This is a genomic window from Prosthecobacter sp. (assembly GCF_014879935.1).
Classification (GTDB): domain Bacteria; phylum Verrucomicrobiota; class Verrucomicrobiia; order Verrucomicrobiales; family Verrucomicrobiaceae; genus Prosthecobacter.
In genome coordinates, this window is the sequence record NZ_JACSRD010000057.1 from 1 (window position 1) to 12,357 (window position 12,357).

Below are 12,357 nucleotides of genomic sequence, written 5' to 3' on the forward strand. Positions count from 1 at the left end.
ACCCGGACAGCTTGCGGGAGACGAGGATCTCCGGCGTCCTCCCGGCGGGCAGGCACAGGCCGGCGTGCTGGAAACCATGCGCGGCTGGATCGGCCTCGGTGGCGGGAAAAAATCCACCGAAACGAAGAAAAGCATGCCGCGCATCCGTGTGGGACCGTTTGCCGGGAGCACGGGAGCGAGCGCCCAGGAGGCCCTGCGCCGCGAGATGCTCGACTCACGCGAGTTCTTCGTCGCGGGAGCGGATGAAACGGTCGATTTCACGGTGAAGGGCAGCTCCAGTGGCGGTCGTGTGAGCGGCAGCCTGCTCGACGCGAAAGGCAAGGAACTGTTCCAGCGCAGCTACGCCGCCCCGGGCCTCGATGAGAACCTCAAGGCGCTCACGGACGACGTGATCTACACCATCACCGGCCGCCCCGGACTGGCCACCAGCCGCATCGTCTTTGTCAGCGACCGCTCCGGGAAGCACCAGATCTACGTCTGCGACTCCGAAGGCGGAGATGTGCATCAAGTGACGCACGACAAGCACGGCGCGGTGTCCCCCTCCCTCTCTCCCGACTCCTCCATGGTGGCCTTCACCAGCTACCGCAGTGGTTTTCCGATCATCCGGCTGCTCGACTTGAACGTCGGATGGGAGCGGGGCGTCACCGACACGCCCGGCACGAGTTTCGGTTCCGCCTTCTCGCCGGATGGCACGCATCTGGCCGCCGTGATGAGCTTCATAGGCAATCCGGAGATCTTTGTCAGCGATCTGAGCAGCAACACGGCCGCCTGCGTGAGCGACTCGACCGGCGCCCCGTCCAGTCCTTCCTGGCACCCTGATGGCAAACAGATCGTCTTCTCCAGTGACGACGGCGACGGACCGAAGCTCTACGTCGTCGAGGTGCCGGAAAAAGAGGGCCAGCCCGCGCGGTTGTTCCGCTGGCGCACCGGCTATCACTTCTGCACCGATCCTGAGTGGTCGCCTGACGGGCAGCAGATCGCCTTCACCACCCGCACCGGCGGTGAGTGGGCCGTGGCGGTCAAACCTTATCCCAACGGCCGCGTGCGCATCATCCAGGCCGGCGGCGCCCAGCATCCCTCCTGGAGTCCGAACGGCCATTTCATCACCTACGTCCAGCACGGAGAGCTGTTTGTGCAGGATCTCCGCAGCGGCACGCGGCGCTCCCTGCTGCAGGGTCAGGGCCACATCACCGAACCTCGTTGGATGCGATGAGACACGCCATGAACGTCCGCCTGCCACGCCTCGCCCTGCCATTCCTCTCCTGCCTCACGCTGGCGTCGTGCGGCAGCCTCCCGGTGCCGAGTTTCCTGCGCAATCCGGCGGATGAGGCCGTGGTCTATGCGTTGGGGCCGCGTGAATCCTACACCTCGCCGCTGAACCGCAGCCTGCAACCCGCATGCCCGGCGTTGCGCTTCGATGAAGACGAGGGATTCGAAATCACTGAAGCGCACGAGCAGAAAATCCGCGCCATCGTCCGTGAGATGGAGAAGGACAAAAAGGCCACCATGCTCATCGTCGGCTATGCCCCGCCGCAACTGCCGCCCGATCACGCGCGGGCGCTGTCTGAACGTCGTGCCCTCGCGGTACGGCAGCGGCTGATCGAATCCGGCGTCGAGGCCGGCAATCTCCAGACGGTGGGTTACGGGAACGATTTCTCTCCCAGCGGCCCCTCCTCGGGCGTGGTGGTGATCTACCGCCAGCGTTGATCCGCGACTTGCGGACAAACGCAGGCCGGCACGGCTCACGACACGGCAAGAACATCGATTTTGGGTCGTTCATTCCGCCCCCAATCATGCTCAAGCGTCCCAACCTCCTCGTCGCACTCGCCATCGCCGCACCACTCGCGCTCATCGCCGCGAAACCGGACAAACCGAAGAAGGACAAAGGACCGTTTGTGGCTGGAAAGCCCGCGTTCACTCCCGATCCAGCCGTTCCGGCGTTTGATCCTGCCGCTGTGAAGCCGGATCATCTCGACACCAGCCTCTTCACCGTGCCGGAGGGCCTCGAAATCACCGTCTGGGCCACCTCGCCGCAGCTTTTCAATCCGGCGAACATGGACATCGACCACGCCGGCCGCGTCTGGATCACCGAAGGCGTGAACTACCGCCGCCACAGCGGCCGCAGCCGTGAAGGCGACTGCGTCCGTGTTTTGCAGGACACGGATGGCGATGGCAAGGGCGACAGCAGCCACGTCTTTGTCCGTGAACCCGGCCTGGCGTGCCCGCTGGGAGTCGCCGTGTTCGACAACGTCATCTTCGTCTCCAACACGCCGGACATCATCAAGTACACGGACGTGAACCGTGATTTGAAGTTCGATCCCGCCGTGGACAGGCGCGAGGTCTTCCTCACCGGCTTCGAACAACCGCAGCACGACCACAGCCTGCACAGCGTCTATGCGGGACCCGACGGACGCTTGTACTTCAGCAACGGCAACTGTGGAGCCTTGTTCAGCGACAAAAGCGGCAACACCTTCCGCATCGGCGGCGCCTACCTGAACAATCCGTATGCCGGTGAGAAGAGCGATGACGGGCATGTCTATGTCGGCGGATTCACCGCCAGCATCGATCCCGACGGCCACAAGGCGAAGATCCTCGGCTACAACTACCGCAACAGCTACGAAGGCGTGCGCACCAGCTTCGGCGACATGTTCCTCAACGACAACGACGATCCGCCCGCCTGCCGTGTGAGCCATCTCATCGAAGGCGGCAGCTTTGGCTTCTTCTCACGCGACGGCAAACGCCAGTGGCGTGCTGACAAGCGCCCCGGCCAGACGATTCCGGAAGCGGAATGGCGTCAGGACGATCCCGGCAGCATTCCGGCCGGCGATGTCTATGGCGGCGGCGCACCCACCGGCATGTGCTTCTATGAAAACGGCGCGCTCGGTGACAAATGGAAAGGCCTGCTGCTGAGCTGCGAAACCGGACGCAACGTGGTCTTCGGTTACCTGCCCAAACCCGACGGCGCAGGCTTCAAACTCGAGCGCTTCAACTTCTGCACCACCAACACGACCGGCGTGTTCAAAGGCAGCGACTTCGTCGGAGGTGCCAACAATCTCTCCGAAGACCGCCGCACGCTGTTCCGTCCCTCCGATGTGTGCGTCGGGCCGGATGGTGCCATTTACATCAGCGACTGGTTCGACAAGCGCACCGGAGGCCATCAAGACACCGATGAAACCTGCAGCGGCACGATTTACCGCATCGCACCGAAAGGCTTCAAACCCCAGGTTCCCGCCATCAACCTCGACACGGTCGAAGGCCAGATCGCCGCGCTGCAATCGCCTGCCACCAATGTGCGCCATGTCGCCTTCACCCGGCTCAAATCCAGCAAGGACGGCGTGCGTACGGTGGGCCAGGTGCTGAACAATGCGAATCCTTTCATCGCCGCACGTGCGGTCTGGCTGCTGGCCCAGATGGGGGATGCCGGCATGCGCCAGGTGCGCGTGTGGCTGGAGTCGGAAGACGAGCAGAAGCGCCTTGTGGCCCTGCGTGCGATCCGTGCGGCCACCGATGACGGCCTGGACATTCTCAGCAGCATGGTGGCGGACAGCTCGCGGGCCGTGCGCCGTGAGATCGCCGTGGCCATGCGGGATGTGCCGTTCGCGCAGAGCAAGATGATCCTCATGGAGATCGCCAAACGCAACGGCGTTGAGGACCGCTCCTACCTCGAAGCCTTCGGCATCGGCTGCAGCGGCAAGGAGGAGCAGGTGTGGAGCGAATTGAAGGCCAGGGCCGGCTTCAAAGATCCGCTGGAATGGGCGCACAGTTTTGCCCAGATCACCTGGCGGCTGCATCCGGCCGCCGCCGTGGCCGATTTGCAGACACGGGCCATGAGCAGCCACCTTTCGCCGGAAGAACGCAAGCTGGCGCTCGACACGCTCGCCTTCATCCCGGAAGCAGGTGCCGCGAAGGCCGTTCTCGCCATCGCGAAGGAGAAAAGCTCCCCCATTCACGATGCAGCCATGTGGTGGCTGATCAAACGCAGCACGGACGAGTGGGAGTCCTTTGGCATCGCCGAGGAATTGAAGAATGAAGGCATCTTTGACCCTGAAACCGCGAAACTGACCGCCATTGTCACTCCGCCGACCGTTCCGAGCTCGATCAGCCTCGATGAGGTGCTCAAACTGCAAGGGAATGCGCAGAACGGTGGTCAACTGGTGACCCGCTGTGTCATGTGTCACCAGTTCAACGGGCAGGGCGTTGAATTCGGGCCGAATCTCGATGGCTGGGGCCGCAGCCAGCCCACGGAGATCATCGCCCAGGCCTTGATCGAGCCGAGCAAGGACATCGCGCATGGCTATGACGGGGTCGAACTCACGCTGAAGGACGGCACCGCCATCCACGGCATGCTGCTCACGGAAGGAAAGATCATGATCATCCGCAGCATGGGCGGGCAGAATCAATTTGTGCCGCAATCACGCGTCAAAAGCCGCAGGAAGCTGGACCGCAGCATGATGCTCAGCGCCACCCAGCTCGGCCTCACGGCCCAGGACGTGGCGGACATCGTGGCCTATCTGCGCAGCGGGAAGTGATGCGGGACCGCTCCCTCAAAACGGCCAGCGATAAGGCGCGTTGTGAATCAGCTTGCTCTTCGGATACGGCGAGATGCGAACCTGGTTCGCGGAATTGCCGCTGAGCAGCCAGACATTCGTCGCATCCATCGCGTGGAGGAAACCGATGTGACCGCTGCTGGCCTGATCGGTGGTCAGAGGCTGGAGGATGCAGATGGAGCCATACGTGGCGGCCACGGGCCGTCCCCAGCCCCACCAGTCGGAGACCTTCGCACTGCCCTGCGGCTTGTAACCGGACCTGAGCACACACCAGTTCACGAAAGCGGCGCACCACGCGGTCTCATCCTTCAAAAGGCTTCCGCCGATGCCGCAGCTCCGCAGGTACTCGAGAATGCGCGGGTTGTCCCCTTGCGACCACTCCTGCACGCCCTGCTCCATGATGGCGATCTGCATCCACGGCGGCGGCGCGGAGAAGCTGGTGGGAGCGCTGGCAACCGTTTCGGGCGGCAGGCCGGTGACGACACCGTTCACGTTCACGATCTGGCCAGGAAACAGAACCTTCCAGTTTCCCGTCCCCCACTCCACCAGTCCTGGGTTCAGTTTCTGAAACTGGGCAAGGGTCATGCCGAAGGATTTCGCAATCTTGGTGGGATTGTCGCCAGGTTGGACGGTGTATTGGGCCATGGAGCGCCATGATTGCCGCCGCCGCTGAAAACGCCAACAGGGATTTCGACGCCAAAGCGTTCCCTCAAGCCGCCAGCTCGTAATGCTGGCCAGTCACCTTGCCCCGCAGCCGCCCGGCCTTGGCTCCGGCCTCATCCCGCTCCACCAGTCCGTCGCGCAGCCGGATGATGCGTGTACAGCGCTCCACCATGCGTTCGTCGTGAGTGACGAACACCAGCGTCTTGCCCTGTTGATTGAGGTCGTCGAAGAGATCAAGGATCTCCTTGCCGGATTTGGAATCAAGGTTGCCCGTGGCCTCGTCAGCAAGGATGACGAGCGGGTTGTTCGACAGCGCCCGGGCGATGGCGACACGTTGCTGCTGGCCCCCGGAGAGCTCGTTTGGCTTGTGATACAGGCGGTGTTCCAATCCCACCTGTTTCGCGAGGCGGGTTCCGGTCTCGATCATCTCGTGATCCTTGGCTCCACCGTAATACATGGGCACGGCGATGTTTTCGATCACGCTGAGCTGCTGGATGAGGTTGTAGCTCTGGAAGATGAAACCGAGATTGCGGTTCCGTGCCTCGGAAAGGTCATCATCCTCCAGATGGGCCACGTTCTGACCACCAAGGAAGTAATCACCGCTCGTCGGCTGATCAAGGCAGCCCAGCACGTTCAGCAGGGTGGACTTGCCGCAGCCGGACGGTCCCATGATGCAGACATATTCGCCGGGATAAATCGACACCGACACTCCCTGGAGCACATGCTGGGTCATGTCGCCCATCTGGTAGCTCTTCCGTATGTCCACCAGCTGGATGATGGGATCAGCGGCGGGCATCACGGTGCGGCGACGGCGACGTCTTTGGACTTGGACTTGCCCGGTTTGGCTTTGGAAGCGGGCGGTTCGCCCCCCGGAGGTGTGACCTTGCTGGCATTCATCTCCACATCCGACTTTTTCGGCAACGCAAGCGCCACGGCCTCACCGCCCTGCAACCCTGACCGCACCTCAATGAACTCATCATTGAAAAGACCGGTGTTGATCTGACGGCGCTCCAAGGCCCCGCCATTGCTGATGTAACAGAAGTGGTGATCCTGCTCGACTTCCACCGACTGGACGGGCACGTAGATCACATCCGCGAGCTGATCGACAATGATCTCCACCTTGGCGTTCATGCCGGGCTTCATCCACGGGTGGTAGCCGCTGATGTGGATGGTGCAGGGATAGACCTTCAAATTGGGCGTGTAACGGCTGCTGCTGGAGTCTGGAAGGATGGCGAGTTCCGCCACGCGTCCGTCGAGCTCCTTGCCGGGCTCCGCATCGACACGAACCTTCACCGGCTGGCCGATGCGCACCTTTTTGATCTGCGACTCATGCACGTTCACCTTCACGCCCATCTGGCTCATGTCAGGAATGGTGAGCATGGTCTGCCTGAGGCGGACGGTCGCACCTTCCTCAATGGGATAGTTGTAGTTGTAGTTGGAGCCGGCATTCAGATCGCCGTAGGCCACCAGCCCGGGCTGGGCAGCCTTGATGACGCAGGCCTTGAGCTGGCGCTCCAGGTCCTCACGCTGGGTCAGCTCCATCTCATAGCGACGTTTGGCCGTGCTGAAACGCGTCTCCGCCTGGGCCATGCGTGAGCGGTTGGAGCGGATCGTGCGCTGGAGTTTGTTCAGTGCCTCCCGATAACCGGCGATGAGGGTGGAACACTGCTTGTTGAACTCGTATTTCTTGAACAGGGCCAGCGCCGTCTCGGCAGTCTTCACGGAGAGCGAGACCTTCTCAAAGGTCACCTGGTCGTTCTCAAGCTGGGCGGAGGTGATGAACTGCTTCTCAGCGAGGCGTTTGGAAGATTCGACTTTCTGCTTCGCCACGGCCAGCTCCGAGCGATGCAGGAGCAACTCGTCCTCAAGCTGACGCAGCTTCTGCTGGGCCTCGCCGTCATTCAGGCTCTTCTGTTCCAGGAACGGGGCGAAATCGATCATCTCGCTCTCGGTCCGGGCCGCTGGTTTCTTCGCCACCGCATCCTTGGCTGCCACGCCCTTGTTGTTTTTCGTGACATCCGGCGACACGGGCGTGTTGGCCTGTGTTTCGAGCACGTCCGCGTATTTTTCAAAGTTCTCCACATCCTTGGGCAGTCCGGCCGCCGCCAGCACTGCGGCGGTGACTTCCCGACCGAGGTATTTCTCGAAGTCCATCAGCGCAAAGATCGCCGTCTGCTTGGTGTCCCGCACGAGACTTTGATTCTCGCTCTTCTGAATCTCGCGGTTCTCGTCCGCGTCGATATAATTGGAGACCGTGGTCTGGAACTCGATCTCGTGGGACTGGATCTTGGTCTTCAGGTCGGTGCTGTCCAGTTCAATGAGGACTTTGCCATCCTTCACATCCTCCTCCGTGATCAGGTAGCCTTCCGGGATGAGGTTGAGGATCTTCGTGGGCACCTCGATCTCGCTTTTGACCTCGGTGTTGTGCAGGGCGCGGATCTCGCCGCCCTGCAGCACATTGATCTCCAGAGGGCCGCGCTGCACGATGAACGTGGGCGTCTGGGCGGACTCGGACTTCCCGCCCGACAGCATCCACCAGCCAGCCAGGGCCAGGACGCAGACGCCTCCGGCGATGACCATGCTTCGAGTGGTTTTTCCCTTTTTCATTCTCCTTTGATTTTCTCCTTGTTCATTACGTCCACCCACGAGCCGTCTTTCTCGATGAAGAGCACGCCCATGTCGCGCCAGAGCTGCAGGCGCACGAGTGTGTGGTTGATGGTGGTGGACACCATGAGGTCGCGCGTGGCGTTCATGTCGCGCTGCGCGTCCACGAGGTTGATGGCGGTGCCGAGGCCCTCCGCGTTGAAGCCTTCCTCCAGTTCAAGACGGGCGGTGCTGATCTCCATGCCACGCCGGGCCAGTTCATACTGTTTGCGGGCCAGTTCGAGATCCCGCCAGCCGGAGCGGACATCCCCCCTCACCTGCTCCTCAGCCAGGTCCAGTTCGCGTCGCGCACGCTGCTCCGCGATCATCTGCGCACGAAGGGAGTTGCGTTCAGGCTTCTGGTTCAGATTGAGGTCCGCGTTCACGCCGGCCGAGGTGCTGCGATTGCGCGGAGTAATGGCAAAATCATTCCGGTCCGGGTTGTCGAGCATGTTGTAAGTCACCAGCGAGTTCACTGTGGGAAGCACCTGCTGCTTGGCGATCAGCACCTTGCGGCTGGCGTCCTCCATCTGGTCCCGCGTGTTCCAAAGGTCGAGCCGTGCGGTAAGCGCGGTCGTCAGGGCCTCATCCAGCGATCCATCTGGGTCGATGATCTTGAGGTCGTGCATGTCCTTGTAGTCCAGCACGATGCGCTCCGTCACCGGCAGTCCAAGCTGGATCTTCAGATCATCCAACGCCTGCTCGTAATTGCGCCGCGCGTTGATCCAGCTGCGGTTGAAGACGAGGCGTTGCTGGGACAGCCGATACAGCGACGATTTCGTGCTCGCATTCTCCTTCTGCATCGCCGTTTCACGCTCCACGACGAAGTTGAAGGCCTTGAAGCCCAGGTAGGCGTTCTTGGCGCTCTCGCGTGCCTGGATCGTGCGGAAATACTGCGTGGCCACATCCACGGCGAAGGACTTCCGATACTGGGCGAACGAGCGGATCGCGTAGAGCACGTTACGCTCGCCCTGGGTGAGCGTTTCGGACGCGGAAAGGTAACCCGCACCCGCCAGCAGCGGCTGGGAAAGCGAGGCACCCAACTGCGAGACGGCCGAATCAGCGCCCCCGGTGAAGAACCGCAGGAAATTCGTGGTGAGGTTCGTGGCAAGCAGCGTCCCGGTGCGTGACAGGGCCGAGAAGCCCATGCCGCCCGTGGTCGTCAGCGTCGAGGTGCGCACCAGGTTGTTCACCCCGCTTTGCACCTTCGTGCTCGCCAGCGTGGTGGATCCGCCACCAGACAGGATCGGGCCAAACTGCTGCCGCGTCAGAGTCAGGTTCAAAGCGGCGAGATACACCACCTCCTTCTGCAGCAGATAGCTGCGGTTCCGATGCACGGCGAAGTCCAACGCGTCCGCGAGGCTGACAATCCGCGCGTCCTTTTCCAGGTAGGCTCGCTCGCCGAGGAACTCGACGGTCTCCATGTTTTTCCGCAACGCCTCCATCTTCACCGGCGGTGGCGGTGTGATGTCGAGGAAGGCCTGGCCGGAGTTCGGCACCTTGCTGGCTTTTTTTCCCAAGATGCCAAAGACCTCCTTGTCCGCCCACTTTTTGTAAAATCCCGTCGAACAGGCACTCAGTCCCAGGGTCAGCAACGCGAGAGACGCGGCGACGGAATGGGAAAGGCGGTGTTGAGGCATGAGAAAGCGGACCGGCATCGGGTTGTTGGGCCGGAAAGGTGAGGTTTTGGGGGCCTTGCAATACGGCTGGGAACCACCGGGTCTTTCGTCGGAAAGCAAAACCTCATTGCCACGGTGGAAGCCGCCGTTACTATCCCTGCCCCGCCCATGTCAGACGAACCCAAAGTCGCTGAAGCTGAAGAACTCCTCAAGGAGACCTCCGGATCGCCCCCGACCCGGAAGACGCTCATCGAGAAACTCGACAATTGGGACGATTGGGCCAGTTGGGACGAATTCTACCGCACCTACTCGGGATTCGTCTTCCACGTCGCCCGCAAAACCGGCCTGAGCGACGATGAGGCCAACGACGTCGTGCAGGAGACCTTCATCGGTGTCGCCAAGAACCTGCAGAAGAAGAAATTCGACACCAGCCTTGGCTCCTTCAAATCCTTCCTTCTGAATCAGGCCCGCTGGCGTATCCTCGACCAGTTCCGCCGCCGCAAGAAGCAGCAAAGCCGCGAGGCCAACCTCTACGCTGGTGAAGAAGCCGAGGAACGCCGCACCGCACCGATCGACCGCTGCGCTGATCCGAACGGCGTCGCTCTTGAGAAGCTCTGGGAGAAGGAATGGCAGGACAAGGTGATGGACATCGCCCTCCGCCGCGTGCGTGCTCTCGTTTCGCCACGCCAGTTCCAGATTTTCTCCTGCTACGTGCTCAAAGGCTGGAGCCCTGAACGCGTGAAGAAGGAACTCGGTGTCAACGCCGCGCAGGTCTATCTCGCCAAGCATCGCGTCGGCCGCATCTTGAAACGTGAAGCCGCAAAGCTGGCCGAGATGGAGCAGTGAGAGCTGAAAGCCGAACGTGGCTGTTCGCGTAGCCTCCTCATGCGCCGCTTCCTCTCCTTTCTCCTCGCTGCCTCCTTCCTCCACGCCGCCGATCCCGTCCCGCTGTTCATCGAAGGCTATGCCGGCCAGCGCAGCGTCGCGCAGGGAGAAGAAATCCCGATTCACGTCAACACCACGGCGGCGAAGTTTGAGATCGAGGTCGCCCGGCTTGGCGCGAAACGCGAAGTCATGTGGAAGAAGAACGACGTGCCAGGCGCGGCGCATCCGGTGCCGGAAGATGCCAGCGCGAATGGCTGTCGCTGGCCGGAGAGCGTGCGTGTGCCCGTCGGTGCGGATTGGAAGAGCGGCTACTACGAGGTCGTGTTTCGCGCCGCAGATGCGGGTGGAAAGTGGACGCATCGCGGCGCACGCACCGCGAGCAGCAGCGCGTGGTTCATCGTGCGACAAGCCAAGCCCGGAAGCACCTCGAAGATCCTTTTGCAGCTCTGCTCAAACACCTACAACGCCTACAACAACTGGGGCGGCTTCTCCGTGTATGCCTACAACAGCCTCTCGAAGAACCAAGGCAGCCGCGTGAGCTTTGAGCGGCCCGGCCCGTCGCAATTCGGCCGCTGGGAGCTGCCGTTCGTTGTGTGGGCGGAGCAAAACGGCTACCCGCTCGAATTCGCCGCAAATGACGACCTCGAATTCCGCCCCGAGATGCTCGCCAGCTACAAGCTCGTCCTCAGCGTCGGCCACGACGAGTATTGGAGCACGCCGATGCGCGACAACCTGGAGGCCTGGATCGCCAAAGGCGGCAACGTGGCCTTCTTCAGCGGCAACACCTGCTGCTGGCAGGTGCGCAGCGAGGCGGAGGGCCGCGCCTTCACCTGCTTCAAGCAGAACTACCACCTCGATCCCGTTTTCCAGACGCGTCAGTTTAAGACGCTCAGCACCGCGTGGAGCCATCACCTGCTCCAGCGGCCGGAAAACCAGCTCACCGGCGTCGGCTTCCTCTGGGGCGGCTACATGCGCAGTCACGGCCAGTTCATGGACGGCGACGCCAGCTACATCGTGCATCGCCCCGATCACTGGATCTACGAAGGCACCGGCCTGAAGCGCGGCGACCGCTTTGGCGGCAAGGACACCATCGTCGGCTACGAGTGCGACGGCTGCGAGCTCGAGTGGCGCGACGGCCTGCCCTTCGCCACGCACAAGGACGGCACGCCGAAGACCTTCGAAGTCCTCGGCACCTGCCCCGTGCGCTGGCACCCCGATGACGTCGAGTGGTATGAGAAATGGGAGATCGGCCGCACCGGCGCCGCCTGCCTCGGCCTCTACACCCACAACGGCACCGTCTTCACCGCCGCGACCACCGATTGGGCGCATGGCTTGCAAGGGAACGACGCGCATGTCGTGCGCATCACGAAGAATGTGCTGGAGAGGCTGGGGAGGTGAGGTGAATGACCCGAATTGGTGAACCGCACCTCACTCTTTTGCATGCAACTGCCTTTCCCTGCCATTTCTGAAATGCCAGCATTGCTTGATGCAACAAACTGGTCTTGGAAAAGACCCTCATCTCATAACAGACGAATTGGAACTAAGTCTGAATGGTGGATTGGTGTCGATGAAGAAGGTGGCGAATGGCTGGTGAAAATGAGAGGCAGTGACAAAGCCTCACGGGAACACACATTCTCTGCTTTGGCGCAGCGGCTCAGCATTCCTTGCCAATCGTCATCATATCTTTTGATCCCTTCGCCGCAGGCTCCCCCTAGACTTCTTGCGCCGCACGCTGAGGAGTTCCAACTTGCCCTGTGCCTTATAAATGAACAAGAGTTAACTCCTTGCTCATCTGATTGCCCGCTCTCATCTGTCTTTGGCAAAAGCCTGACTGATGAAGTGATCCGACGTGCAGAATTGCGAGGCGGATTCAACCATCAAGATCTGGTTAAGGCCTCGGCGCTTGGCTTTTTGTGCGGACAATTTGAGCCATCGTGAAGGAGTGTATCCGAGCAGGAGGCGGAGGCAAGACTCGTTTAGCTGGAGGCGCGTGGCGCGCC

10 protein-coding genes are annotated in these 12,357 nt (G+C 61.6%); 6 read left to right on the forward strand and 4 right to left on the reverse strand.

Features of this window, described 5'->3' with window-relative positions; all coding sequences use genetic code 11:
• The 3 genes from IAE77_RS01725 to IAE77_RS01735 all read left to right on the forward strand — a co-directional run.
• Window positions 1-1,213: hypothetical protein (locus tag IAE77_RS01725; protein ID WP_294220896.1), on the forward strand; the 1,213-nt coding region annotated here is incomplete at its 5' end.
• A gap of 8 nt (window positions 1,214-1,221) precedes the next feature.
• The gene (locus tag IAE77_RS01730) at window positions 1,222-1,707 is read left to right on the forward strand and encodes an OmpA family protein (protein WP_294220900.1); all 486 of its coding nucleotides are present in this window, start codon (window positions 1,222-1,224) and stop codon (window positions 1,705-1,707) included.
• Between the two features lie 86 nt (window positions 1,708-1,793).
• Entirely contained in the window at window positions 1,794-4,529 is a 2,736-nt protein-coding gene (locus IAE77_RS01735) for a PVC-type heme-binding CxxCH protein (protein WP_294220903.1), read from the forward strand.
• Between the two features lie 15 nt (window positions 4,530-4,544).
• Here the strand turns inward: IAE77_RS01735 and IAE77_RS01740 are convergent, their stop codons facing one another.
• The 4 genes from IAE77_RS01740 to IAE77_RS01755 all read right to left on the reverse strand — a co-directional run bounded on the left by IAE77_RS01740 (window position 4,545) and on the right by IAE77_RS01755 (window position 9,493).
• Entirely contained in the window at window positions 4,545-5,192 is a 648-nt protein-coding gene (locus tag IAE77_RS01740; RefSeq protein ID WP_294220906.1) for a LysM peptidoglycan-binding domain-containing protein, read from the reverse strand.
• A 64-nt stretch (window positions 5,193-5,256) separates the two neighbouring features.
• The gene (locus IAE77_RS01745) at window positions 5,257-6,006 is read right to left on the reverse strand and encodes an ABC transporter ATP-binding protein (protein ID WP_294220921.1); all 750 of its coding nucleotides are present in this window, start codon (window positions 6,004-6,006) and stop codon (window positions 5,257-5,259) included.
• Window positions 6,006-7,790, reverse strand: coding sequence for an efflux RND transporter periplasmic adaptor subunit (locus tag IAE77_RS01750; RefSeq protein WP_294220909.1), 1,785 nt, complete (start codon window positions 7,788-7,790; stop codon window positions 6,006-6,008). Before IAE77_RS01750 ends, IAE77_RS01745 begins: the two co-directional genes overlap by 1 nt.
• Before the next feature lie 23 nt (window positions 7,791-7,813).
• A complete protein-coding gene (locus IAE77_RS01755; RefSeq protein WP_294220911.1) occupies window positions 7,814-9,493 on the reverse strand; it encodes a TolC family protein in 1,680 nt (559 codons plus the stop codon).
• Between the two features lie 147 nt (window positions 9,494-9,640).
• Here IAE77_RS01755 and IAE77_RS01760 point away from each other — a divergent pair, with 147 nt between their 5' ends.
• Genes IAE77_RS01760 through IAE77_RS01770 form a run of 3 tightly spaced genes read left to right on the forward strand, consistent with a single transcriptional unit; the run spans window position 9,641 to window position 12,295 of the window.
• On the forward strand, window positions 9,641-10,318 hold the full coding sequence (locus IAE77_RS01760; RefSeq protein ID WP_294220914.1) for a sigma-70 family RNA polymerase sigma factor: 678 nt from the start codon (window positions 9,641-9,643) through the stop codon (window positions 10,316-10,318).
• Window positions 10,319-10,357: 39 nt separating this feature from the next.
• Window positions 10,358-11,755, forward strand: a complete 1,398-nt coding sequence (locus tag IAE77_RS01765) for a N,N-dimethylformamidase beta subunit family domain-containing protein (RefSeq protein WP_294220916.1) — start codon at window positions 10,358-10,360, stop codon at window positions 11,753-11,755.
• A 42-nt stretch (window positions 11,756-11,797) separates the two neighbouring features.
• The gene (locus IAE77_RS01770) at window positions 11,798-12,295 is read left to right on the forward strand and encodes a hypothetical protein (RefSeq protein WP_294220918.1); all 498 of its coding nucleotides are present in this window, start codon (window positions 11,798-11,800) and stop codon (window positions 12,293-12,295) included.
• The last annotated feature ends 62 nt before the right edge of the window (window positions 12,296-12,357 follow it).